The 24,672-nt window shown below is 43.5% G+C and carries 22 protein-coding genes and 1 tRNA gene; 12 read left to right on the top strand and 11 right to left on the bottom strand.

Annotated elements, in window-relative coordinates; genetic code table 11:
- Positions 1-9: 9 nt before the first annotated feature.
- From rlmH to leuS, 6 genes are all read right to left on the bottom strand, one after another.
- On the bottom strand, positions 10-480 hold the full coding sequence (gene rlmH, locus KYS23_RS11640; RefSeq protein WP_013784369.1) for a 23S rRNA (pseudouridine(1915)-N(3))-methyltransferase RlmH: 471 nt from the start codon (positions 478-480) through the stop codon (positions 10-12).
- Between the two features lie 78 nt (positions 481-558).
- On the bottom strand, positions 559-876 hold the full coding sequence (gene rsfS / locus KYS23_RS11645; protein ID WP_013784368.1) for a ribosome silencing factor: 318 nt from the start codon (positions 874-876) through the stop codon (positions 559-561).
- An 8-nt stretch (positions 877-884) separates the two neighbouring features.
- On the bottom strand, positions 885-1,595 hold the full coding sequence (gene nadD / locus KYS23_RS11650; RefSeq protein WP_159530729.1) for a nicotinate (nicotinamide) nucleotide adenylyltransferase: 711 nt from the start codon (positions 1,593-1,595) through the stop codon (positions 885-887).
- A gap of 4 nt (positions 1,596-1,599) precedes the next feature.
- The gene (holA, locus tag KYS23_RS11655; protein ID WP_218397242.1) at positions 1,600-2,628 is read right to left on the bottom strand and encodes a DNA polymerase III subunit delta; all 1,029 of its coding nucleotides are present in this window, start codon (positions 2,626-2,628) and stop codon (positions 1,600-1,602) included.
- A gap of 2 nt (positions 2,629-2,630) precedes the next feature.
- Positions 2,631-3,152 carry an LPS-assembly lipoprotein LptE gene (locus tag KYS23_RS11660; RefSeq protein WP_159530725.1) on the bottom strand — a complete coding sequence of 174 codons (522 nt, stop codon included), beginning with the start codon at positions 3,150-3,152 and terminating at the stop codon, positions 2,631-2,633.
- Position 3,153: 1 nt separating this feature from the next.
- Positions 3,154-5,757: a leucine--tRNA ligase gene (leuS, locus tag KYS23_RS11665; RefSeq protein WP_218418790.1), complete on the bottom strand. Its 2,604-nt coding sequence runs from the start codon at positions 5,755-5,757 to the stop codon at positions 3,154-3,156.
- A 405-nt stretch (positions 5,758-6,162) separates the two neighbouring features.
- Here leuS and KYS23_RS11670 point away from each other — a divergent pair, with 405 nt between their 5' ends.
- The gene (locus tag KYS23_RS11670) at positions 6,163-8,538 is read left to right on the top strand and encodes a Lon protease family protein (RefSeq protein WP_246604362.1); all 2,376 of its coding nucleotides are present in this window, start codon (positions 6,163-6,165) and stop codon (positions 8,536-8,538) included.
- Between the two features lie 32 nt (positions 8,539-8,570).
- On the opposite strand, the gene KYS23_RS11675 is transcribed toward KYS23_RS11670, so the two are convergent.
- On the bottom strand, positions 8,571-9,401 hold the full coding sequence (locus tag KYS23_RS11675) for a 3-hydroxyacyl-CoA dehydrogenase (RefSeq protein ID WP_220099938.1): 831 nt from the start codon (positions 9,399-9,401) through the stop codon (positions 8,571-8,573).
- 125 nt (positions 9,402-9,526) lie between these two features.
- Positions 9,527-9,820 carry a ribosome assembly RNA-binding protein YhbY gene (yhbY, locus tag KYS23_RS11680; protein ID WP_013784361.1) on the bottom strand — a complete coding sequence of 98 codons (294 nt, stop codon included), beginning with the start codon at positions 9,818-9,820 and terminating at the stop codon, positions 9,527-9,529.
- Between the two features lie 95 nt (positions 9,821-9,915).
- Between yhbY and rlmE the strand changes: the two genes are divergently transcribed.
- The 9 genes from rlmE (at position 9,916) to KYS23_RS11725 (ending at position 19,058) form a co-directional block, all read left to right on the top strand.
- Positions 9,916-10,545, top strand: coding sequence for a 23S rRNA (uridine(2552)-2'-O)-methyltransferase RlmE (rlmE, locus tag KYS23_RS11685; protein ID WP_159530719.1), 630 nt, complete (start codon positions 9,916-9,918; stop codon positions 10,543-10,545).
- A 110-nt stretch (positions 10,546-10,655) separates the two neighbouring features.
- Positions 10,656-12,602: an ATP-dependent zinc metalloprotease FtsH gene (gene ftsH, locus KYS23_RS11690; RefSeq protein ID WP_159530717.1), complete on the top strand. Its 1,947-nt coding sequence runs from the start codon at positions 10,656-10,658 to the stop codon at positions 12,600-12,602.
- Positions 12,603-12,718: 116 nt separating this feature from the next.
- Complete coding sequence (folP, locus tag KYS23_RS11695; protein WP_159530715.1) at positions 12,719-13,543, top strand: dihydropteroate synthase; 825 nt, start codon at positions 12,719-12,721, stop codon at positions 13,541-13,543.
- A gap of 9 nt (positions 13,544-13,552) precedes the next feature.
- Positions 13,553-14,896, top strand: a complete 1,344-nt coding sequence (glmM, locus tag KYS23_RS11700) for a phosphoglucosamine mutase (RefSeq protein ID WP_159530713.1) — start codon at positions 13,553-13,555, stop codon at positions 14,894-14,896.
- A 95-nt stretch (positions 14,897-14,991) separates the two neighbouring features.
- A complete protein-coding gene (gene tpiA / locus KYS23_RS11705; protein WP_159530711.1) occupies positions 14,992-15,738 on the top strand; it encodes a triose-phosphate isomerase in 747 nt (248 codons plus the stop codon).
- A gap of 10 nt (positions 15,739-15,748) precedes the next feature.
- Positions 15,749-16,207: a preprotein translocase subunit SecG gene (gene secG / locus KYS23_RS11710; protein WP_218418792.1), complete on the top strand. Its 459-nt coding sequence runs from the start codon at positions 15,749-15,751 to the stop codon at positions 16,205-16,207.
- 7 nt (positions 16,208-16,214) lie between these two features.
- Positions 16,215-16,300: transfer RNA gene (locus KYS23_RS11715), tRNA-Leu, on the top strand.
- 174 nt (positions 16,301-16,474) lie between these two features.
- Positions 16,475-18,769 carry a bifunctional diguanylate cyclase/phosphodiesterase gene (locus tag KYS23_RS11720; protein WP_159530707.1) on the top strand — a complete coding sequence of 765 codons (2,295 nt, stop codon included), beginning with the start codon at positions 16,475-16,477 and terminating at the stop codon, positions 18,767-18,769.
- Positions 18,770-18,899: 130 nt separating this feature from the next.
- Positions 18,900-19,058, top strand: a complete 159-nt coding sequence (locus KYS23_RS11725) for a YqaE/Pmp3 family membrane protein (protein ID WP_159530705.1) — start codon at positions 18,900-18,902, stop codon at positions 19,056-19,058.
- Positions 19,059-19,155: 97 nt separating this feature from the next.
- Here the strand turns inward: KYS23_RS11725 and KYS23_RS11730 are convergent, their stop codons facing one another.
- Together KYS23_RS11730 and KYS23_RS11735 are read right to left on the bottom strand one after the other, a co-directional pair.
- A complete protein-coding gene (locus tag KYS23_RS11730) occupies positions 19,156-19,599 on the bottom strand; it encodes a hemerythrin domain-containing protein (RefSeq protein ID WP_159530703.1) in 444 nt (147 codons plus the stop codon).
- Between the two features lie 189 nt (positions 19,600-19,788).
- A complete protein-coding gene (locus KYS23_RS11735) occupies positions 19,789-21,447 on the bottom strand; it encodes a diacylglycerol kinase family protein (protein ID WP_218397229.1) in 1,659 nt (552 codons plus the stop codon).
- 219 nt (positions 21,448-21,666) lie between these two features.
- Here KYS23_RS11735 and KYS23_RS11740 point away from each other — a divergent pair, with 219 nt between their 5' ends.
- On the top strand, positions 21,667-22,206 hold the full coding sequence (locus KYS23_RS11740) for a DUF2878 domain-containing protein (protein WP_218418794.1): 540 nt from the start codon (positions 21,667-21,669) through the stop codon (positions 22,204-22,206).
- Between the two features lie 68 nt (positions 22,207-22,274).
- On the opposite strand, the gene KYS23_RS11745 is transcribed toward KYS23_RS11740, so the two are convergent.
- A complete protein-coding gene (locus KYS23_RS11745; protein WP_159530697.1) occupies positions 22,275-22,826 on the bottom strand; it encodes a hypothetical protein in 552 nt (183 codons plus the stop codon).
- 603 nt (positions 22,827-23,429) lie between these two features.
- Here KYS23_RS11745 and KYS23_RS11750 point away from each other — a divergent pair.
- Positions 23,430-24,464: a DNA topoisomerase IB gene (locus KYS23_RS11750; RefSeq protein WP_338081880.1), complete on the top strand. Its 1,035-nt coding sequence runs from the start codon at positions 23,430-23,432 to the stop codon at positions 24,462-24,464.
- The last annotated feature ends 208 nt before the right edge of the window (positions 24,465-24,672 follow it).

Consider the following 24,672-nt stretch of genomic DNA (forward strand, 5'->3'; position numbering starts at 1 on the left):
GCTATTCTCTCACTCGCGATGATACGGGTGGTTCTGAGTAACAGACCAAGCGCGGTATAAGCTTTCAGAAAGAATAATCCTAACCAGAGGGTGAGGTAGGGTAAGTGCCGACAGTGACCATTTTTGCTCAGATACGGCAATACATTCAGGTGCTAAACCTTCAGGCCCACCAATCAAAAGGCTGACATCACGGCCATCCATTTTCCAATTATCTAACTGTTTGGCTAATGTGGGGGTGTCCCAAGGCTTACCAGTGACTTCTAATGTCACTACGCGGTTACCTTTAGGAATAGCAGCGAGCATTTGTTCGCCTTCTTTTTCTAAAATGCGTTTAATATCAGCATTTTTGCCGCGTTTACCAGCTGGAATTTCGGTGAAACTCACCGGTAAATCGGCGGGGAAACGGCGAAGGAATTCATCTACCCCAGTGGTGACCCAGGCGGGCATTTTTGTACCTACGGCGACAATTTGTATACGCACAGTGGGTAAATCCTTTAGAACATCAAACTACCAACAAAGTTGACCGCAGCCTTTTCTATAAGTCTGCGGTTAGCTTTGTTATGACCACAGCTTCTCTAACTGATAGAAATCGCGGGTTTCATCTTGCATTACGTGCAAAATAACGTCGCCAAAATCTACTAATACCCATTCGCCAGTTTCTTTACCTTCAACGCTTGTTGGTGCTTCGTCAGCGCTTTTAGCTTCCACTATTACATTTTCAGCAATAGCAACAACATGGCGCTTTGAGTTACCAGAGCAAATAATCATGGTGTCGGTAATGGTTGATTTGCCACGAACATCCAGTTCTATAATATCGCGGCCTTTCATGTCGTCTACTTTATCTTTTACGAACTGCTTGAGTTGTTGACTCTCCAAGTGTTTCCTCACTTATTTGATAATTCTTGGTATAACCGATGTGTATGAATATAGTCTTCGACTGCCTTAGGCAGCCACTTTGCTATTAATGTCGTGGCTTGAAACTTTGCGTCATGCAATGCTGTTTCGTTCAAATATGTTTCCTGCAATGTCGATGATGCGTTCGTTTGAACGGCGCTGCGCAATTGCGTTGATGAAACAGGGTGTAATGGGGTATCTGCAAGAAATACTAAGCCATTAGGCTGAGTATGTAGTTGCAGAACGTCCTCTGTTTTGTTGGCTTTTAACCACTCAACCAAGTCATCAGGTGGTGTAAATGTGTCACTGTCGCGACGCATTACTACTAGATGACAGAAATCAAGCAAACGCTCCCACTCAAACCAAGACTTAAGATTATACAGGGAATCGGCCCCAATGAAAAAACAGATTGTCTTATTGTCTCTTTCTTTTAATGCCCGAAGGGTTTTTACCGTGTAAGAAGGTGAAGGTAGCGAGAGTTCGATAAGTTCGGGGTACAAGCGTTTATCTTGCTCACAACACAGTTTCACCATGTTGACCCGGTGTTCTTCGCTAACGGCCACCGATTTGTGCGGCGGTAATTTACAAGGCATTAAACCTAGGGTGTCGATATTAAGCGCACGCAATAAATGGAGTGCGGGCGATACATGACCTAAATGGGGCGGATTAAACGTACCCCCTAAAATGGCGCAAATAGCCAAGATGTTAGGCTTCCATCAAAGGAAGGTGAAAAATACCCATTGCCATAAACATCATGCATAAATGGCAAAGTTTCACGAAAGGGCGTGAAATAACGTTTTGTTTAAACGCTAAATCCGCTTGGGTGAGAGCATCCTGAATTTGCAGCAATTGTTCTATGCTAAGGCGATTTAACGCACTTTGATAGAAGCCTTGCCTGTTACGCCAAATACCAAACTTTTGCCATTGAATAGCTTCACCATTAGCGGCAGCACTTTTCAATTTCCATAAGACTTCCCACTCACGAATGAGCGCCCAAATAATAATATTTGGCTCTAAACCTTCACTTTCTAAGCGGTAAAGCATTTTCACGCAGCGATTGGCGTCGCCGCTTAGCATGACATCCACTAACTGAAACACGTTGTAGCGAGATTGATCTACCATCGCCCGTTCTATTTGTGCTTCAGAGACTGACTGCTGGGGGTAAAGTAGGGCTAGCTTATCAATTTCTTGTTTTGCAGCCAGTAAATTACCTTCACAAAAATCGGCAATCATTTTCATTCCAGCTGCATTAATGGTTAGCTGATGATGTTTCACTTGATTGCTGATCCACGCACTGAGCTGTCTGCCCTCTAGGGGGTAACACAGAACAGAAACGCCCATGTCATCAAGTACTTTAAACCATTTTCCACGCTGTACGTCTTTGCCAATTTTCGGGCCGTGAATTAACAGTAAGGTGTCTTGGGTTAACCCTTTGGCGACTTCTTGCAGCATTTTGCTGCCTTCTGCGCCAGGCTTTCCGGTAGGAAGTTCTAACTCAATAAACTGTTGGTTCGAAAACAACGACATGCTTTGGGTTGCTTCAAGCAGCTGGTTCCATGAAAAGCCGGTGTCGGCCACAAGTACTGTGCGCTCATCAAAACCATTGGCTTTTGCAGTAGTGCGTATTTGCTCTATTACCTCAAATTTTTGCTGAGGCTCATCACCAAACACCAAGTAGCAGGATGCTAATCCTTTACTTATCTCATTGGAAAATTGGTTTGGGTAGAGTTGCATGCTTAATCAATCAGCTTAGCGGCAGAGGCTTGGCTTGAGAGCCTACGAATAATAATGTCCGCTGCCTCGGCACGCATTTCATCCAGTACTAGCTCAAGCTCTCTCGATTTAGCAAGTACCTGATCGGGATCATCTTGATAGTCACGCATTACATCAAAGGTAGCCATAATGGCTTCTTCTTCAGGGAATTGAACCCGATAACGCACGGTATAAATTAATTCGTATTCAGCAACTTGACCTGAAGCGTAAACCGAAAGCAGTCTACGCTCTAATTTTTCAGGCAATAGATACAAAGATACGCCGTCGGTAGACGACGTATTATCTTGCTGGTAAACGCCATTTAACCCGTACACGGTAAGTCGATTGTGAAGCGCTCTTGCAAGAGGTGCATGAGCGCGAGCACTGGTGATAAGCACTGATTTTACATTTTCAGGAAGGCTAGGGGCGCTTCTTAAATGAAATCCACAACCGCCAAGTGCAAAAAGTGCACTCAATACTACTGTGTAACGAAGTAAACGGCGCATATTAATTAGCCACTATGTTGACAAGTTTTCCTGGTACCACAATAACTTTACGTATTGTTTTACCTTCAATAAACGGTTGCACGTTATCTTGTGCTTTGGCCGCTTCTTCAATGGCGTCTTTGCTGGCATCAGCAGCTACGGTCATCTTAGCGCGAACTTTACCGTTAACTTGCACGATAATAAGCTTTTCGTCTTCAACCAGGGCTGCTTTATCGGCGACAGGCCAAGGGGCATGGTCGATATCGCTTGTCTGACCCAATACTTTCCACAATTCATGAGAAATGTGAGGGGTAATAGGGTTAAGTAGCAAGACTAATGACTCTGCAGCTTCACGCATAATGGCAATATCTTGCGCATCTTCTTGTGGTGCTTTTTGAAGATGGTTCAATAACTCCATAATAGCAGCGATAGCGGTATTGAACGTTTGGCGACGACCTAAGTCATCAGACACTTTTTCAATAGTCTTGTGCACTTCGCGGCGTAATGCTTGTTGGTTCTTATTCAGCGCCTTTGCGTCAAGGGCAACAGGCGTACCTTTTTCAACGTGCTCGGTTACCAGCTTCCAAATACGACGTAAGAACCGGTTAGCACCTTCTACGCCCGAATCTACCCACTCTAGTGTTTGCTCTGGAGGCGCAGCGAACATAGTAAATAAACGCACCGTATCGGCACCATATAGGTCGATAACTTCTTGTGGGTCAATACCGTTGTTTTTCGATTTCGACATTTTTGTCATGCCGCCATGAATCACCGGTTCGCCATCGGCAGTAAGCCATGCCTTAACAATGCGGCCTTTTTCGTCTTTCTCGGTAGACACTTCCGTTGGTGAGTACCAAGTTTTCTTGCCCGCGTCATCTTCACGATAGTAAGAATCTGCTAGCACCATGCCTTGGCATAACAAACGTTTAAACGGTTCATCAGAATTTACCAAGCCTTCGTCACGCAATAGTTTGTGGAAGAAGCGAGAGTATAATAAATGCAAGATGGCATGCTCGATACCACCAATGTATTGATCGACAGGTAGCCAGTAATTAGATGACGTAGGGTCAAGCATAGCATCGTGATTGGTGGCGCTTGCGTAGCGAGCGTAATACCACGACGATTCCATAAAGGTATCAAAGGTATCTGTTTCACGCAGTGCAGGTTCACCGTTGTAGGTGGTTTTCGCCCATTCAGGATCTGCTTTAATCGGTGATGTTACCCCGTTCATTTCCACATCTTCAGGAAGTACTACAGGCAGTTCGCTTTCTGGTACAGGAACCGATTCACCATTTTCCAAGTTAAGCATTGGAATAGGTGAGCCCCAGTAACGCTGACGGCTTACGCCCCAATCTCGTAAACGGTAATTTACTTTGCGCTTACCAAAGCCGTTTTCTTCAAGTGCAGTTGCGATGTTATTAAATGCATCGTCAAACGCTAGGCCATCGAATTTTTCAGAGTTTATTAACGTGCCTTTTTCGGTATACGCAGAAGCCGTTAAATCACATTCTTCTTTTGCATCTTCATTTGGCGCGATAACTTGCTTAATGGTTAAGCCATATTTGGTTGCAAATTCCCAGTCGCGCTGGTCGTGACCCGGTACTGCCATTACTGCGCCTGAACCGTAATCCATCAATACAAAGTTCGCCACCCAAACAGGTAACAATTCACCGGTTAAAGGATGTACTGCGTGAATGCCCGTATCGCACCCTTTTTTCTCCATGGTAGCCAATTCTGCTTCGGCTACTTTGGTGTTTTTGCACTCATCAATAAAGGTGGCAAGTTCAGCATTCGATTTTGCTGCAAATTCAGCTAATGGGTGTTGTGCAGCAACTGCCACATAAGTCACACCATAAAATGTATCAGGGCGAGTGGTATAAACGGTTAAATCGTTTATGTCACTGCCGTTTTTACCTAAGTTAAAGGTAATGTCTACTCCTTCAGAGCGACCAATCCAGTTCGCCTGCATGGCGCGCACTTGATCAGGCCATTCGTCAAGCTGTTCTAAGTCAGCCAACAACTCTTCGGCATAGTCGGTAATTTTAATGAACCATTGTGGAATTTCTTTTTGTTCCACTAATGCGCCAGAGCGCCAACCGCGACCGTCAATAACTTGTTCGTTAGCCAAAACGGTTTGGTCTACCGGATCCCAGTTTACGGTTGAGTTCTTTTTATAAACCAAGCCTTTTTCGTAAAGACGAGTGAAGAACCATTGTTCCCAGCGGTAGTAGTCTGGCTTACAGGTTGTTACTTCGCGATCCCAGTCGTAACCAAAACCCAAAGAGCGAAGTTGAGTTTTCATGTAATCAATATTGGAGTAGGTCCAATTGGCAGGCGCGGTATTATTATTAATCGCGGCGTTTTCTGCTGGAAGACCGAAAGCATCCCAACCCATAGGTTGGAGAACGTTTTTACCCTGCATGCGCTGATAACGGCTAATAACATCACCAATGGTGTAGTTACGCACGTGACCCATATGCAAGCGACCACTTGGGTAAGGGAACATAGAGAGGCAGTAGAACTTCTCTTTTTCTACATCGTCATTTGCTTGAAATGAGTTGTTTTCTTCCCAGTATTGCTGAACACGTTGTTCTATATCTTTCGGGTTGTACTGATTTTCGGCCATGAAACTTAGGCTTCCGCATTATTAGAGTTAAAACGTTCATGAAACCTGCTCCCCCAAATTTCATCGTGGGGTGTGAGTCGTCGTTGGACAGAATCACAATATTGCAGGTTTAACTTGCATGTAGCCGCATAGAATAACCCAGCGCAACACTTAGCCTCAATAGCTAGTGCTAGGTTACCACGACTTTTTTGTGACTACTTGTTGAAAAAGTAAGCGTATTGGCAAAGGTTTCACTTGATAGCGGTTTCGTACATAAAAATTAATAGCCGCGATTGTTCGTTAATTCATCGATTAGAGGCCCGAAACAGTGCTTTACGGCATAAGGGTTTGACACACTACTTAAATAGGGTTTCACTTACCCTAAAGCACAATAAATAGAACACTATGCCAGGCGAAAGCACCACTATGGCCCTAGATCCAATTGACCTAACCCCAACCATCAATCGAAAAGCAGTGAATGCTGCCTTAAAAGACGATGAAGCCCTAAATGCCACATTTATAGGGCAGGAGCGCGCGCGAGAAGCGTTAACCTTCGGTCTTGGCATTAACGCGAAAGGTTATAATCTTTATGTGATGGGTGAACCGGCTACGGGTCGCTTTACCTTGGTAAAAGATTACATTGAACGCCAAGTAGCCGTACTGCCTGCACCCGATGATTGGTGTTATATCAATAACTTTGATGAAGAGCGCGAGCCAGTAGCCCTTCGTTTTCCGCCTGGTGGCGGTAAAGCATTTCAAAAAGACATCACTAGCTTAATTGATGACGTGCTCGATACCTTTCCGGTGGCATTTGATAACCCGGGTTACCAGCGCCGTAGAACCAGCATATCCCGCGAATTCGATCAAAAATACGATAACGCCATTGATGCGGTAGAGCGTTTTGCAAAAGCCAATGAAGTGGCTATGAATGAAGACGGGGGCACTATCACGTTTTCACCTATTGTTGATGGTAAACCCATTAGCGATGCCGAATTTGCGACGGCTAGCGACGAAAAGCGCCAATTCTTTTACAACTTGATAGACGAGCTAGAAAATAGACTAAGTGAAAGTTTATTAAGTTTACCGTCGTGGAAGCGTGAAAACTCAGAGCGCTTGCGTGAGCTAGACAAGCAAACTGCCGAGCAAGGCATTAAGCCACTTCTAAAGGTACTAGAGCACAAATACGCGTCAGATTTAGGCATTTTAAAATACTTAAAGCAGCTTAAAACCGCACTTGTGAATGCTATTTTACTTATTTTAGCTGAAGAGCAAAAAGACGAAAAAAGTGATGATTTCGACAAACGCTTATTCTTAGAAGAGCAATTTCTGCCTAATGTATTGGTTGCGAATCGTCTAGATGACTCTGCGCCAGTAATCTATGAGCCAAACCCAACTTATCAAAACCTGTTCGGGAAAATTGAATACACTAATATTCATGGCAGTGTTTACACTAATTACAGAATGATCCGCCCTGGCGCATTACATCGTGCCAATGGCGGTTATTTGCTGCTTGATGTAGACCAGTTAATTGAACAGCCCTATGTGTGGGATACCCTTAAGCTGGCGGCGAAATCTGGTAGTTTGAAAATGGATTTACCACAGCAAGATGTAGGTATGGTAAATGCGATTACCCTAAACCCTCAACCTATCGATTTGAACGTAAAGATAGTGCTGTTGGGGTCGCGAGACTTGTATTACACCTTGCAAGATTACGATGATGAATTCGATGAGCTGTTTCGTGTGTTGGTCGATTTCGATTTAGAAATTCAGGTGACTCGACAAGCTTTGTTCGATTTTGTGGGCAAAGTGCGCAAACACATTTTAGCGCTTAACTTAACCGGTATTACCGCGAATGCTATGTGCCGGTTAGTCGAATATTCACTACGCATGGCTGAACACCAAGAAAAGCTTTCAGCACATTTTGCTGAAGTGATTGAGTTGGTGAATGAAGCCCATTATTTTTGCGTAAAGTCAGGTAGTGAAACCCTAGAACTTGACCATTTGCGCACCGCGCTTAGTGCTAAAAAACGGCGAACAGGGCGCGTAAGCCAAACCCTACTTAATGATATTAAAGAAGGGCATGTGCTTATTGCTACCGATGGTAAAGCCATAGGAAAAGTGAATGGACTTACGGTGCTAGATATTGGCGATACCGCCTTTGGTACGCCTGCGCGCATTACCTCTACGGTATTTGCTGGCGCAAGTGGTGTCGTTGATATTGAACGTGAAGTAGAGCTTGGCCAACCGATTCACTCAAAAGGCGTGATGCTATTAACAGGGTATTTAGGTTATAAATACGCTCAGCACTTCCCGCTAACCTTATCGGCTAATATTGCGTTGGAGCAATCGTACGGACACATCGATGGTGATAGTGCGTCATTAGGTGAGTTGGTGGCGTTAATTTCTGCGTTAACCGAAATTCCATGCGTACAAACCCTTGCCATCACAGGCTCTATAAATCAATACGGTGAAGTGCAAGCGGTGGGTGGGGTGAATGAAAAAATTGAAGGCTTCTTCGACTTATGTCAGCACCGCGGCTTAACTGGTACACAAGGTGTGGTCATTCCTAAATCGAATGCGATTAACTTGGTGTTAGATGCCACTGTCATTGATGCGGTGAAAAAAGGCTTGTTCCACATTCATACTGTAGAAACGGTAGATGATGCCTTGGCCGTATTAATGGGGCAGGACGCCGGTACATTAAGTAGCCGAGGTCGTTACCCCAAAAACACCATCAACTATCATGCGGTGAATCGTTTATATAATATTGCACTCATGGTTAACGGTGGCGATGGTGAATAATGCTAGTGAATTAGTCGCGTGTTAGTACAGTTTTACTTGGGCGGCATTCTTAAGCCGCCGTCTAAGCGAATGGTTTCACCGTTTAAATAGTTATTTTCGGCAATATGCAGCACCAATTTACCGAACTCTTCAGGCAAACCTAAGCGTTTGGGAAACTGCACGTTAGCAGAAAGGGCGTCTTGTACCTTTTCTGGCATGGCAAGCAACATGGGGGTTCCCATTACCCCAGGAGCGATGGTGTTTACGCGAATACCCAGTGGGGCAAGATCTCTCGCCATAGGTAGTGTCAGTGCAATAATGCCGCCCTTACTAGCTGCATAAGCGGTTTGTCCTATTTGCCCCTCATAGCCTGCTACAGAGGCAGTATTGATAATAACACCACGTTCGCCTTCCTCATTTAGTGGTGCTTGCTTCGCCATTGCTGCGGCCACAAGACGAGCTACATTGAAGCTGCCCACCAAATTTATATCAATCGTGTTTTGAAAATCACCTAAAGGGACTGGGTTACCATCTCGGTCTAGCAAACGTTTTGCAGGGGCAATGCCAGCGCAGTTTATGCATAATGAAAGCGTGGAAAAGCGAGAAAGGCACTTATCAATAGCATGGGTAATATCATCTTCGCTTCTTACGTCAACCTTAATAAACAAGGTATGTTCAGCACCGAGTTCCTCAACGCGTTGCTTACCCATTTCTTCATTAAGATCGAGTAAACATACATTGGCACCGGCAGCACGAAGGGCAATAGCGGTAGCATGACCTAGACCGGAGCATCCACCGGTGACTATTGCGGTTCGCTTTTCAAGCGGTTTTTGTTGTATATAGGGAGTATGAAGCGAGTTGGGAATAGGCTTTGTTTCTGTCATAGGGTTTCCGTGTAGGTTCCGTATTATTTTTTGTTAATTTATGTCCACAACGACATTAACATAATATTAACGGCAATACGGTACGAAAACTATGGTGCCGGCAAAAACCGACACCATGGTATGACTTATTTTGGCAACTGAATTTTACGCTCTTCACTCGGACGGTAAAGAATAAGCGTGTGTCCAATTACTTGTAGCTTTTCTGATTTCGTTTCGCGAACAATCGCATCCATGATGAGTGATTTTTCTTCACGATCATCAGTAGGAACTTTAACTTTAATCAGTTCATGGAAATTTAATGCGTTGTCGATTTCCGCAACAACACCTTCAGTTAGGCCGTTTGAACCTAGCTGTACGATAGGCTTTAGCGGGTGCGCTAGGCCTTTTAAAAATTGTTTCTGTTTATTTGAAAGTTTCATGTAGTCAATTTTCTTACAATTAATCTATAAATTTAAGCTTGAATTAACGTATTCTAACGCCATCTTCTCTACAATCCTAATGACAATGTATTGGAATGACAAAAAAGAAGCACTCTGCCAGCAGTAAACGCTGGTTAACAGAACATTTTAACGACCATTATGTGCAAAAAGCACAGAAGCAGGGTAAGCGTTCGCGCGCCTTCTTCAAATTGGAAGAAATTCAGCAAAAAGACAAACTTATCAGCACAGGTAACACAGTAGTGGACCTTGGTGCTGCGCCAGGAGGCTGGTCTCAACTGGCTTCTGAACTGGTAGGAGACAACGGGCAAGTTATCGCATGCGATATTTTACCGATGGATTCTATTGTTGGCGTTGATTTTTTGCAGGGTGACTTCAGAGATGAAGCTGTTTTAAATGCGTTATTGAACAGAATTGGTGGGAACACCGTAGATATAGTGTTGTCTGATATGGCACCGAACCTGTCTGGAAATGCAGCAGTAGACCAAGCTGGCTCGATGTACTTGTGTGAACTGGCACTCGATATGTGTCATCAAGTACTGAAACCAGGTGGCAGTTTTGTTATTAAAGTCTTCCAAGGGGAGGGTTTTGATACTTACCTACGTGCATTACGTGACGCGTTCACAACCATAAAAACACGTAAGCCAGACTCATCGCGTTCACGGTCTCGTGAAGTGTATTTGGTGGCTCTTGGGTACAAAGTGTAGTACGCTTTGAGTAAGCGATTTTCGTTGCGAAAGTTTATGTGTGTAAGGGAAGCACTCGTGGTTTTATCTTTCACAAGTATATTCTTTCGGATTTTTAGAGGTTAGTAGCATTGAGCGATATGGCAAAAAATTTAATCTTATGGTTGGTTATCGCCGTTGTGTTGATGTCTGTTTTTCAGAGCTTTTCACCTGGTGAATCGTCGAAAACACAGACCGACTACACAACTTTTTTAAGAGAAGCTGAGCAGGGTAACATCCGTGAAGTTCGCATTAATAATAGCGGCGAAATTCGTGGTACCCGACGTTCAGGCGAAACATTTCAAACGTACGTACCGTATTTTGATGACAAGTTAGTTTCTGACTTGGTCAAAAACGATGTACGCGTTTACGGTGAGCCGCCAGAAGAACAATCATTTCTCACATCTATTTTCATTTCTTGGTTCCCAATGCTTCTGCTTATTGGTGTATGGATTTTCTTCATGCGTCAAATGCAAGGTGGTGGTGGTCGCGGCGCAATGTCTTTCGGCAAAAGCAAAGCTCGCCTATTAGGTGAAGACCAAATCAAAACCACCTTTGCTGATGTTGCAGGTTGTGACGAAGCAAAAGAAGATGTGTCTGAATTGGTAGATTTCTTACGCGACCCATCTAAGTTCCAAAAATTAGGCGGTAAAATTCCTAAAGGCGTACTGATGGTAGGTCCTCCTGGAACGGGTAAAACATTGCTTGCCAAAGCGATTGCAGGTGAAGCAAAAGTGCCATTCTTTACCATTTCAGGTTCAGATTTTGTTGAAATGTTTGTGGGTGTAGGTGCATCGCGTGTTCGTGACATGTTCGAACAAGCGAAAAAAGCCGCTCCTTGTATCATTTTCATCGATGAGATTGATGCGGTAGGTCGTCAACGTGGCGCAGGTTTAGGTGGTGGTCACGACGAACGTGAACAAACACTTAACCAGATGTTGGTTGAAATGGATGGGTTTGAAGGTCATGAAGGCATTATTGTTATTGCCGCGACTAACCGTCCAGACGTACTAGACCCTGCATTGTTGCGTCCAGGTCGCTTTGACCGTCAAGTGGTTGTTGGTTTACCTGACATCCGTGGTCGTGAGCAGATTCTTAAAGTTCACATGCGCAAAGTGCCTGTGGCCGATAACGTGGAAGCAAGTGTTATTGCCCGTGGTACACCAGGTTTTTCCGGTGCCGACTTAGCTAACTTAGTTAACGAAGCTGCGTTATTCGCTGCACGTGGTAACAAGCGTTTAGTGGCGATGGAAGAGTTTGAGAAAGCGAAAGACAAGATCATGATGGGCTCTGAGCGTAAGTCAATGGTGATGACTGAAGCTGAAAAAGAGATGACGGCATATCATGAAGCGGGTCACGCCATCGTAGGTCGTTTAGTGCCAGAGCACGATCCGGTTTATAAAGTGTCTATCATTCCTCGTGGTCGTGCATTGGGTGTAACCATGTACTTGCCAGAGCAAGATCGTGTGAGCCATTCTAAGCAACACCTTGAGAGCATGATTTCAAGTTTGTTTGGTGGTCGTATTGCTGAGCAAGTGATTTACGGCGACGACAAGGTCACCACTGGTGCCTCTAACGATATTGAACGTGCTACTGAGATTGCTCGTAAGATGGTAACGCAATGGGGGCTTTCTACTAAGATGGGTCCAATGCTTTATGCTGAAGACGAAGGCGAAGTGTTCTTAGGCAAATCAATGTCTAAAGCCTCTAGCATGTCTGATGATACTGCTCGCGCAATCGATGCAGAGATTAAATCACTCATCGACAGCAACTATGATAGAGCGCACAATATTCTAGAAGAGAACATCGATATTCTGCATTCAATGAAAGACGCACTGATGAAGTACGAAACGATTGATGCAAAACAAATTGATGATCTTATGGCGCGCACTGAGGTTCGTCCTCCTTCAGACTGGGATGATCGTCGTCCTTCTGATGGCGACAAACCAAGTGGCGGTAAGCCTGCTCGCGAAGGCGAGATTACTAACGATGGCGTAGATAAGCCGTCGGTTGGTAAACCAGGTGACTTACCTAGCTAGAAATTGATACAACGTTAATAAAACGCCAGTCTTTCTGGCGTTTTTTATTTGTGCAGTGATAATTTTGAACGATCAATACCACGCCGAGTTGGCAGATTGAATTTAAGAGTAAATAAATGCAGTTTTCCTCCCACAAATTAGACTTATCCCGCCCACAGGTTATGGGCATTTTGAATGTCACACCGGACTCCTTTTCTGATGGCGGCAAGCATGCGCTTTTAGAAAATGCGGTAAGACATGCTGAAAAAATGCTGTCTCAAGGTGCCACGCTAATAGATGTAGGTGGTGAGTCGACACGACCAGGCGCCGCGCCGGTTTCTCTTGAAGAAGAGCTAGACCGTGTTATTCCGGTTATTGAAACATTGCGCGCAAATACAGACTGCATTATTTCAGTAGATACCAGTAAAGCTGAGGTAATGACGCAAGCGGTTAGCGCTGGAGCAGGGCTCATTAACGATGTAAGAGCCTTGCAAGAACCTGGCGCTCTGAAGGCCGCGGCAAACGCGAATGTGCCAGTGTGTTTAATGCATATGCAAGGCCAGCCTAAAGATATGCAGCAGCAGCCTCATTACAAAGACGTTGTGGCTGACGTTAAACAATTTTTATTAGCAAGAGCATCAGATTGCATTGAAGCTGGCATTAAAAAAGACCAAATTTTGTTCGACCCTGGCTATGGCTTTGGGAAATCCCTTGAACATAATTATGCATTGGTTAAACATCTTCCAAGTATACTCGCACTAGGCTATCCGGTGTTGGTAGGGATGTCTCGTAAATCTATGATTGGCAATTTGTTAAATAGAAATGTGGATGAACGCTTGGCGGGAAGTATTACCCTCGCTACAATTGCAGCACAGCAAGGTGCGCATATTATCCGCGTTCACGATGTACAGGAAACAACGGACGCAGTTAACATTGTTAATATGCTAACAACAATAGAATAAGGAACCTTCATGGGGCAGCGTAAATATTTCGGCACTGATGGCATACGCGGTAAAGTTGGCGAAAGTAATATTAATCCCGAATTTGCAATTAAGCTTGGTTGGGCAGCAGGAAAAGTGCTTGCCGGGCGAGGTACCAATAAAGTACTAATTGGCAAAGATACTCGTATATCAGGCTACATGCTAGAGTCTTCTTTAGAAGCGGGCTTATCAGCTGCTGGTATTGATAGCGGTTTACTAGGCCCCATGCCTACACCCGCAATTGCCTATTTAACGAAAACATTCCGCTCTGAAGCCGGTATTGTGATTAGTGCTTCACATAATCCTTATTATGATAATGGTATTAAGTTCTTCTCGGCAGACGGTTTCAAACTCGACGATGATATTGAACTAGCTATAGAAGATATGCTTGATAAACCAATGACATGTGTTGCCTCTGATAAGCTAGGGAAAGCAACCAGAATTAACGATGCTGCAGGCCGCTATATTGAATTTTGTAAAGGTACTTTCCCTTCAGATTTGTCTCTCACCGGATTAAAGATAGTCGTAGATTGTGCCCATGGTGCCACTTACCATATTGCGCCGAATGTATTGCGTGAGCTGGGTGCTACGGTGATTGAAATTGGTACGGCGCCAAATGGTTTAAATATCAATGAAGGTGTTGGCGCCACTTCGATGGATGCGATAGTGGAGAAGGTAAAAGAAACGAATGCTCACCTTGGTTTCGCCTTAGACGGTGACGGCGACCGTATTATGATGGTTGATCATTTAGGCAATGTGATAGATGGCGACCAAATTGTATATATGATTGCCCGCGATGCACTTAAAAATGGCCGCATGCAAGGCGGTGTTGTAGGTACATTGATGAGTAACCTTGGGTTAGAAATTGCCTTTAGCAAGCTAGGCGTTCCTTTTGCACGAAGTAAAGTAGGGGATCGCTATGTAATGGAAATGCTTCAGCAAAAAGGCTGGGCAATTGGCGGCGAGAACTCGGGTCATATACTGAATTTGGCAACGTCTTCTACCGGCGACGGCATTATTGCAGGCTTACAAGTTATCGCTGCAATGTTGCGCTCAGACTTAGATTTACATGATTTAAGTAATGGCTTTGATATGTATCCTCAGTGCTTAGTCAACGTGCGTTATCAAGATGCTAGTCAAGATTATCTAGCGCATGCTGATGTGCAAGGTGCTAAAGAAGAAGCAGAAGCTTCATTGGGCAAGAAGGGCCGCGTTTTATTACGTAAAAGCGGAACTGAACCCCTTATTCGCGTTATGGTAGAGTCTGATAACGAAGGGCATTCTTCCAAGTGGGCAGAGCATATTGCTGAAACTGTTCGTAAAGTCGCCAATTAGTTGGCAGAACTGGAAATTTCGCGTTTTATACTTGTATATTTTTACTGAAATCGTTAATATCACGCCCGCTTTAAGACAGGGCTAAGGTCTGCATTGTGAATAACAATAAAAGAAAGCCGCTGGTAGCGGGCAATTGGAAAATGAACGGTAATCGTTCTCTGGTCACTACGTTCAACGATGCATTTGAGAATAATGCGGTTGATAATGTTGATGTAGTTATTTGTCCTCCTGCTCTATATCTTTCAGCATTTTCTACTCAAGCCTTTGCGTTGGGTGGACAAGATGTCAGTCATCTTGATAATGGCGCTCACACAGGTGACCTTTCTGCTGACATGTTGAGTGAACTTGGTTGTAAGTACGCCATAGTAGGGCACTCAGAAAGAAGAGACGACCACGGAGAAAGCAATAGCTTAGTGGCCGAGAAAGCAAAGAAATCAATTGCAAGTGGATTGACCCCTATCATTTGTGTGGGTGAGTCACTTGATATTAGAGAAAGTGGTCAGGTTGAGTCTTTCATTGGCGAACAACTTGACGCATTAGTTAACGGTTTATCTGTTGAAGAGCTTTCTAAATCAGTACTTGCTTATGAGCCTGTTTGGGCCATAGGTACTGGAAAGACAGCTTCACCTGAACAAGCGCAAGACGTACATGAATTTATTCGTGGATACTTTGCAAAAGTAGACGCAGAGCTTGCTCAAGGGTTACGAATTTTATACGGCGGCAGTGTTAAAGCAGATAATGCTAAAACATTGTTTGCACAACAAGACGTAGATGGTGGCCTCATTGGCGGCGCCAGCTTAAAGACAGAAGATTTTATTTCAATTTGCCAAGCGGCAAACTGACGAGGTAATTATGGTTTACGAAGTGCTACTGGTAGCATATTTAATTGTTGCATTGCTGTTGATTGGTTTTGTTCTTATTCAACAGGGTAAAGGTGCAGATATGGGCGCTTCTTTTGGTAGCGGCGGCTCAAATACAGTATTTGGTTCAGGTGGTTCTGGTAACTTCATGACTCGCACTACAGCCATTCTCGCTGGTTTGTTTTTCTTTATCAGCCTTACGTTAGGCGCGATGACAGCGAACCGCGAAAGTGCAGTAGATGAGTGGGATAATTTGGAAGTACCAGCGGCTGTTGAAGCCCCGGTTCAAGCGCCAGCTGATATGGACGTTCCTGTTATGGATACGCCTGCGAAAGACGCAGCAACCACGAATGATATTCCAATGGGTGATATTCCTGACGCTGAGGCTCCTCAGGCTGAAGTTACTGAGGAAGACGTACCTAAGCCTGACGATTCAGACGTACCTAACTAAGATTTTTGCGGAAGTGGTGGAATTGGTAGACACGCCATCTTGAGGGGGTGGTGAGCATAGCTCGTGCGGGTTCAAGTCCCGCTTTCCGCACCAACTTTAAAAACCGGCTTTTAGCCGGTTTTTTTGTGTTTCTAATTTTTTTATAAAATGAACAATTACGCCAACCTCGCGACTATTAGTCTTGCGGTAATTGGGCTATGCTACTAGCTGAATTAGAAAAAGTGAATGTACGTATTATGTATAAAACGGTGCGCTGGGAGCGGTAGGTTGCAAATATCACTTCGACAAAGTCTTTTTAGAACGCTTCTTGGCGGAATTTTTATAGCCTCACTCCTCATTGTTGCAGGGGTTTGGAAGTCAGCCAACAACTTGGTTAAACAAAATATCAGCCAAGATATTGCTGTTACCGAAAAGGTGCTGCATAGGCTAATTGAAGACCGCCAAGCTATCATTAAAAGCGTCTCCAACGTACTTCTTCGTTCTTATGATTTTCGCCAAGCCGTGGGGACCTCAGATTTACCCTCTATACAAACTGCGTTAGAAAGTTACGCGTCGCGAATTAATTCCGATGTGATTGCATTAGTGAATTTAGATCACACTATTGTCGCTTCTCACAGTGCCCTTTTTACACCGGGTGAAACCTTAGAAGCCAGCACTGCACTTGTTGCAAAAGGCTACGAAAACGGTTTTTTCCTCATTGATGACTCATTAATACAGTTAAATCTCTATAAAGTAGAAATTCCGACATTACGTTATTACATGATCATCGGTGTGGAGTTTGATGAAACATTACTACAAGAACTAAGAAATCTTGTTGATGCTGAAATTATTATCACCAATGTTAGTGACAATACGCCGATTGCGTCAACGCTTTCGCCTGCGCAAGTAGAGTCAGTTTTAACGGGTGATCCCACACCATCTTGGGTCGATGTAACTTTCAAGCAGAAAAATACCTACATAAGTCGTGAAGTTAGCTTAGTGTCGATGTCGGCGCTTCCTGTACGCATTACTATAGCTGTAGATGTATCAGACGCCTTCCACGCGTTTACCGACATCCAATTAAGTATTTTAGTGTTAACCCTAATTGCAGTTTTGGTGGCGTTGGGGTTCTCAATGCTACTGGCTCGAAATGTCAGCAGTTCCGTTTCTAACCTTGTCAAAGCAGTCAATAGGGTAGCTGGCGGTGAATATGGCGCTACACTAGACAAACCATCAAAGTTACGTGAAATAAGTGAACTCGCATCGGCAGTGGATAGCATGCAAGAGAGCATTCAACACCGAGAAAAGCATATTCGGTATCAAGCGCAACATGATGTGCTAACAGGTTTGTTCAATCGAAATTACGTTGAAGGTTATTTTGATGGAAAAATGTCTGAGAATGTAAATTTGCAGGTTGTTGCTATCACGATTATTGGCTTTAGAACGACCAACGACCTTTATGGGTATTCAAATGGAGACAACACGCTCAAGGCACTTGCTACGCGTTTACTTCGCTGGCCTGGCACATCTGCACGTTTAGCCGGGGGAGAAATTCTCTATATTTCCGATACGGCGTTAGATGAAAATCAACTAGAAACGTTGAAACATATTTTAGAGCAGCCCGTCGAGAGTAACCTAATCTCTATCCCTGTCAAAGTGGCGATGGCAGTGGTGTCTTGCCCTCAAGACGCCACCAACTCAGAAGAACTATTTCGTAAAGTTAATATTGTTACCGATGAAGCTATTCACTCTAATGCATGGTGTGTTCATTATCGCCCCGAGCTTGAGGCTAAGTACGTTAGGCGTTTAACCATTACCACCGAGCTTAAGCGTGCGCTTTCTAGCAATCAAAGTGAGCTTTCTATGGTGTATCAACCCAAAATTGATCTCAGTACGATGAAAGTATGCAGCATGGAAGCGCTGATAAGATGGAATAACGCGACGCTTGGTTTCGTACCCCCAGATGAATTTATTACCATCGCTGAGCAGGCTGCACTAATCGAACAAGTCACAACTTGGGTTATGCAGCAAACGATTACTGATTTGTCCTACTTTAGGCAAAAAGGCTATGGCTTTACAGTAGCCATGAATCTATCAACCCAAGATATTCAAAATAAGCCGTTACTCGATAAACTGGTTTCTTTACTCACCGATGCAGCTCTCTCGCCTGATGCCCTAGAGCTAGAAATCACAGAAAGTGATTTGGTAGCCGATGCTTCACTTGCCATTGAAAACCTGAACGCATTGACGAGCAGGGGATTCCATTTTGCCATCGATGACTTTGGTACTGGCTACTCATCGCTCGCGTATTTGAAAAATTTGCCTGTCGATACTATCAAAATTGATAAAAGCTTTATTTTGTCTTTAGCGACCGACGACAACGATAAGCAAATCGTGCATACCGTGCTGGGATTAGCTGCTGCCTTCGACTTAAAAGTGGTAGCTGAAGGTGTAGAAGACGAGATGTCGCTAAATATTTTGAAAGAGTGGGGCTGTGATATTGCGCAGGGCTACTTCATTAGCCGGCCATTGGCTAAGCATGCGCTAGAAGAATGGTTAGAAAATTCACCTTTAGGCGAATAGACGTGTGCCAGTAAATTCCTTATTGTTGGCAGTATATATGCATTATAAAAGCAAAGCCTGCTTAAAAACTTAAAATACCGCAGTTAGAGTGGGTGAACTGTGAAATTACTTCAAAAACAAGGATATTATTATGGACATTATTCGCATTATACTTTCAATCTTACTGCCTCCTTTAGGTGTGTTCTTACAAGTTGGTATTGGCGCTCAGTTTTGGATAAACATCCTTTTAACGTTGTTAGGCTACTTCCCTGGTGTTATCCACGCCGTGTACATTATCGCTAAACGATAGTTTATTTTACTAACTTTTAGTAAAACCAAGCATGAAAAGAAAGGCCAGTCTATGACTGGCCTTTTTCGTATCGTTATGATTTGAGTAACACTTGAGCCTAAAGAGGCGCAAGTTCTTTTGCCATTTCCTCTTGGTAAGCATCGGCAAGTTTATTCTTCTGAGAATCGTTAAGAAGTCGACCAGCCACCTGGAAAAACTCTTGCTCTTCATCAGCAAGGTGATGCTCAACTTTTTCCTGAAGCGATTTCAAGTGACGTAGCCATCCTGGTGAGTCCATTTTAGTCTCATCCAGTTTTTCGATTAGCTCATCAATTTCGTGATGTTCTGCAATACCGTGACGGGTTAACTCTACGGCGTCATCCTTTTTAAGGAGGGGAGAATAAAAATGGCGCTCCTCCGCAATGGCATGACTTTCGAGCTGATTTTTAAGCTCTTGGTAATACTCTCGGCGTGCAGCCGTGTCTCCACTGGTCTCAGCGAGAATTTTAAGTAACAATCTTTGTTTCTCATGATCTTGGCGTAACGCTTCGAAAATCTTCATCGGTAATCCCTCAACTAGTTGTACTAAAATGTGGCGTAAAAAGCACGTTAACCAATGCGAGAAGCGTTCCACTATATTGCGTTCACTAAGTCACTGTAAGTAAAGCTTTTAGCGGCTGATTATCGTTTCAATACATAAGCAGCCGCTTAATTAATGCATTTCTTACATAGCGTTTGCGGTAATCTTTACTTATCGTTTTTCTGTCGTGAATTGACTGTTATTTTGCGCATGGTCTATGCCCGTTAATACTCGGAGACTCGCGGGGTGTGTGGTGATACTGATTTCACTTGCGCTGAATATCTCACCATCAACCGCGTAAGATATTTCCTCGTCAAAATAAAGGGATATCGATGGGGACTGTTTATGCCTGATACTGTCTGAACTGGTTTTGTAATCTTCAGGACCAAAGACGAGCTCTGCCAAAGAGAGTAATTGACGGTCAGATGAATCTTGTGGGGTTAGCCACGTGATATCTAATTTACCATCAGTCACATCTGGTAAGTCTCCGCCTTGCGCGAGTGCGGTGGTAATTGGCGCAGCATTGGCGATCACTAAGCTTGGTGTTTCTAAGTGCTGGGCTTCTTCATCATTAAACTTTACCTGAAGACCAAGGTTTTCGTTTTTGCCAATGGCCTCCCAAAGCCCCTTAAGGTAGGCAAATTGTCCACCAGAGTCTTTTTCTCCTCGTCCTGCGGCAGATATCATATGCTCTTCAAACCCGACAGCCGCAACCAGTAACATCATTCTGCCATTACACTGGGCAGTATCAATATCTGCAGTTTTACCGTTAATAATGACGTCACACGCTGTGCTGATGGGAACAATTTTGCTAGCATAACCATGAAGTACCTGACAAAGGGCATTGGCCGTACCAAGGGGAATAACCCCTAGTGTTACATTCTTATCGGTGAGGGCATTGGCCACCTCAGTAATGGTACCATCGCCACCACAGGCAACAATAATTTGTGCCCCATCGGCTAAGGCTTCTTTAGCCAAGGCTTCACCGTTTATTTCTTCTGTTGTTTCTTTAACGGTGACTTTAAATTTTTCGTTCAATCTTGCCAGAATGTCGGCCTTTTCAACTTCCCATTTACCCCCGCCAGCAACAGGGTTGGCAATGAGGGTAAGGCGCTTAGTTAATGACAAGCTTCCACCATTCTTTATTTTTTCCAGTGCTGCTAACTGATGTTTATTTAGCCTTGCTGTCGTTCGAACCGATTGAATCTTGTCCATCGCATCTAGAATTGATAACGAGGGCTCTCTCGCTAAAAGGTAGGCGGCTAGCACTAGTACAGAACGCCCTCGACCAAGTGCACAATGCACTACGACATTTTTACCTTCAACGAGTTGTTGATCTAACCAGTTAATTGCAAGTGTAAGTTGTTCTTGGGTGGGGCTGGTATGGTCAAGAACAGGAATGTTTAAATAATCAAAATCCAATTGATAGGCTGTCCAATCTAAGCCATCGAATTCGGCGGTAACGTCTAAAATAGCGTTAATATTGTTGTTTTTCAGCATATCCACATGTTGAGAAGACATGCGACAACCTAAATAGAGTTGGTCATCTATTCTTTGGAAGGGAGGAACCTTGTCGGTACGCCTTGCATACTCATTGTACAACCAGCTTCCCAGTAAAAATGGAACGAAGACCCACCGAATATAAATAGGGATTGAACCATCTTCACGTTTTCTGAACAATGCAGGATAGTTAAGCAAGTAGGCGCTACTAACTGCAATAAGTGAAAAACTGATCCAAGCAAAGATGACAGAGAGCCATAGTGTTGGGCTAAACCAGGTTAGCACTAGTGCTAAGATTGCGCCGAGTACATAATATTTAACCATCTTCATACTGTTCACATTTCCTTTGTTCAAAGATTTAATTAACTTATACAGTGGTTCCGCTTTTTTTGTTTATTACTAATATGCATCTATGTAGGTAGAATGAAATTAAACTTCAAAAATTACGTTTTATTAAAACTTTACAAGTGAACTGGCTGACAAACAGTACCGTAAATGTTCCATCTGACTTTCAACTGCAGTATTCACATTCATAAACGGGCGAATTCAATGTCGAACAGTTTCATTATCAAATTGGTTAACTTTCTATGGTTTCAAACCATTTGGTGGTTAGTGGTTTTATACCAAAGTACTTTTTTGGTTTTGGTTTTGGGTTTACTGATCGCGTGGCTTGTTTACTCACCATTGCGAAAGTCAGATGGTAAAATAATGATAGCAGTTTTATTACTAGGTACAGTGGTAGACTCACTACTGATGTTGACAGGGGTATTTAGCTTTGAGCGTGGGGCTTGGTTTAGCGGTGGTGCATCTCATTGGATAGTACCCATTTGGCTGGTGTGCCTATGGGCAGCACTAGGGGGCTCAATACAACACAGTTTGAGTGTATTTGCTAACAAGCCATGGCTAGCAATGATCGGCGGTGCGGTTTTCGCCCCGTTAAGTTACTTTGGTGGCAAGAAGTTTGGGGCTGTTAACTTCGGATACTCACCGCTAATTACGCTGTTTATTTTGACTCTTGTATGGGGCGTAGTATTTCCGGTGTGTTTTTTACTGGCGAAAAAGTTATCGGCTCACGATGAGCAAGATTAAGTAAGTCTAGCAACTCCCTTTAACTTACGTTATAAGGGAGTAAGCTGCTAATTTGGGTTCAAGAGATACTAGCGTACCGCTTCGACCACATTCTTGCTTCGCGAATGTAAAAACGATGCAATGTCAGACGCCGATTGGCTCTTTTTCAAGTTAATAACCACAGCCACATGATTTCTTCGTATAGCATGCCTAACAGCTTGCACTATTTCTGTACGGTCTGGGCGCAGGCCAACTAAACCTGCTACAAATAAACCAGTAAAGATGCCTGGGCTTATTAACGCGATGTAAGTAAATAGTGGGTTTTGCTTCGTTAGTTCAGGGCCGAACGAAACCAAAAGAAATGCTCCTAGCATGCCTACAAGAAAGCCTACACCACCAAGCACTAAGTGGGAGTGCCACAAATTTTTGCCTATGCTTCTGCTCTCTCGTTCTAACTTCTCACTTATTTCAGTATCGCTTCCGTCGATGAAAGACACTTGGTCAGTACTGATATCAGTTGAATTTGCCAGTTGTTGAATGGTTTTTTTTGCCATCAATTTGTCTTCAAATATGGCAGCAACTTGAATTTGGTCATTTGGCGCTAGAGATGCGCGAAGATTTTCATGATTAGCAGTTTGCATAACTTCTCCGATAAACCCAGTCAATTTATACCTAAGCGGTACCCTTCAACGTTTTTGCCAAAGGCGGGTAAATTCATAACTATTAAACGAATTTACAAATATTCATTGATAACCATTCAAAATGCGTTCCGCTGGCGGGTTAAACTATAGTCTACATGCTTTCGAAGCGCTCTATTTTTATGTAAGATGTTGAATTGCATCGTTAATATTGGTTTTTTGATAAGGTTGGCTTAACTTTGTGTCGATAATACTTACCCTAGGTCTATAGATAACATTTTCGCTATGTTACATATTTACTCACAGTATGAAAATTTGTCTCAGTCTGTGAATTTAGCTTTCAGCGGTTGTCTTACTGCTTACTAATATGATGGCGCCAAATCATTAACCCAATGTAAAATTACATCGATAACCTAATGAATGTAATAGAAAATAATTTTTAATCGAATCAATTGCCTCGCAACGGGCCATGGCTTTTGGCTGGTGCGTCAACACGCACGTAACTTGCATCTCCGTTTGCATTCAAAATAGCGATTTTAAGTTACCACACTGTTAAGCAGCCTTGATGTAAGTTTGCGGTACACATTATTTTAGAAGGGAGCTGACGTGACCATAGGGCAAGTCGTTGATGGGAGTATGCGTCATCCACACCTTACAATTAAGCGCATTGCTTGTGGTAAAGGTGCCTATTATCGTTACACCAGCGGTCGTAAGGTTGAAGGGCAACGTGTGCTGCGTAGAATCAAATCACTCGCCATTCCTCCTAACTGGAAAAGTGTCACTATCAGTCGCGACCCTAAAGCAAGTATTCAAGCGATTGGCCTAGATGCTAAAGGGCGAAAACAATACCTCTATCATCCTGATTGGCATAAACAGCAACAAGTAGAAAAATTCAAACGTTTGACTTTATTTGGTCAGAAGGTACCTGAGTTTAGAGAATTTTGCAGGGCACTCGTTAGTGGCGAGCAGTGGACAATAGAGCGAGCGTCAGCCTTGGTGTGCCTGTTATTAGATTACACCGGCGTAAGAATTGGCAATGCTCAGTACAGTAAAGAAAATAACACCTATGGCTTAACTACGCTTCGTCGTAAACATGTTCAAGAAGCAACGCTTGAAAAGGTGTCTCTTGAATATTCTGGTAAACACAGTAAGCGACGCACCATTACTATCGACGATCCTTTATTGGCATCCTTAGTGTGTGAATGTACTCAGCTTCAAGGTTACAGCTTATTTAGGTATCAATTATCTGATGGCTCTTGGTGTGATATTCATAGTGAAGACGTGAATGACTTTATTCACGCGCACTTGGGTGAAAGCTTCAGTTGTAAAGATTTTCGAACCTGGGCGGCCAGTCGATTTGCACTGCAAAGCTTCCCTGACGTTGAAAGGTATTTGCGAGAAGGGCGTAACCGTAAATGGCCTAACTCGTTGAGTTCACATGTGTCAAAAATGCTGGGAAATACCCCTTCCGTTTGTAGACAGTATTACATTCACCCGAAATTATATTCTGTGTTTGATGAGAAAAATACGTTTGAAAATTTATTAAAGACACTCCAGCAGTTTAATCAGGAAATTTGCGATCCTATTGAACGAGAATTAAGCACTGAAAAGCTTTTGTTGTCGATTATTTCATCTGAGTGACAACTAGATTAACTTTTAATAATAAATGTTTCTATTGATGCTAATAGTGTACTGGTTGAACGACGTAGAGTACAAAATATTGCGTTTCACGGAACCGCATGGTTGCATTAAAGTTGCTTTAAATCAGTGCCTTGTAGGCAGTTTTGAAAGAGGTAATGTATGTGGAACCTTTTGGGTTATATTCACGCAGCAAATAGGCTTCATAATA

It is taken from the genome of Alteromonas lipotrueae, assembly GCF_019249255.1.
Classification (GTDB): domain Bacteria; phylum Pseudomonadota; class Gammaproteobacteria; order Enterobacterales; family Alteromonadaceae; genus Alteromonas; species Alteromonas lipotrueae.

Coding starts and splice junctions, on each gene's coding strand:
- KYS23_RS11730 (WP_159530703.1), bottom strand. CDS start 19,599: ATGAAGATTTTCGAAGCGTTACGCCAAGATCATGAGAAACAAAGATTG.
- KYS23_RS11670 (WP_246604362.1), top strand. CDS start 6,163: ATGGCCCTAGATCCAATTGACCTAACCCCAACCATCAATCGAAAAGCA.
- KYS23_RS11740 (WP_218418794.1), top strand. CDS start 21,667: ATGTCGAACAGTTTCATTATCAAATTGGTTAACTTTCTATGGTTTCAA.
- rlmE (WP_159530719.1), top strand. CDS start 9,916: ATGACAAAAAAGAAGCACTCTGCCAGCAGTAAACGCTGGTTAACAGAA.
- folP (WP_159530715.1), top strand. CDS start 12,719: ATGCAGTTTTCCTCCCACAAATTAGACTTATCCCGCCCACAGGTTATG.
- glmM (WP_159530713.1), top strand. CDS start 13,553: ATGGGGCAGCGTAAATATTTCGGCACTGATGGCATACGCGGTAAAGTT.
- yhbY (WP_013784361.1), bottom strand. CDS start 9,820: ATGAAACTTTCAAATAAACAGAAACAATTTTTAAAAGGCCTAGCGCAC.
- KYS23_RS11745 (WP_159530697.1), bottom strand. CDS start 22,826: ATGCAAACTGCTAATCATGAAAATCTTCGCGCATCTCTAGCGCCAAAT.
- KYS23_RS11735 (WP_218397229.1), bottom strand. CDS start 21,447: ATGAAGATGGTTAAATATTATGTACTCGGCGCAATCTTAGCACTAGTG.
- KYS23_RS11725 (WP_159530705.1), top strand. CDS start 18,900: ATGGACATTATTCGCATTATACTTTCAATCTTACTGCCTCCTTTAGGT.
- KYS23_RS11675 (WP_220099938.1), bottom strand. CDS start 9,401: ATGACAGAAACAAAGCCTATTCCCAACTCGCTTCATACTCCCTATATA.
- KYS23_RS11660 (WP_159530725.1), bottom strand. CDS start 3,152: ATGCGCCGTTTACTTCGTTACACAGTAGTATTGAGTGCACTTTTTGCA.
- holA (WP_218397242.1), bottom strand. CDS start 2,628: ATGCAACTCTACCCAAACCAATTTTCCAATGAGATAAGTAAAGGATTA.
- leuS (WP_218418790.1), bottom strand. CDS start 5,757: ATGGCCGAAAATCAGTACAACCCGAAAGATATAGAACAACGTGTTCAG.
- secG (WP_218418792.1), top strand. CDS start 15,749: ATGGTTTACGAAGTGCTACTGGTAGCATATTTAATTGTTGCATTGCTG.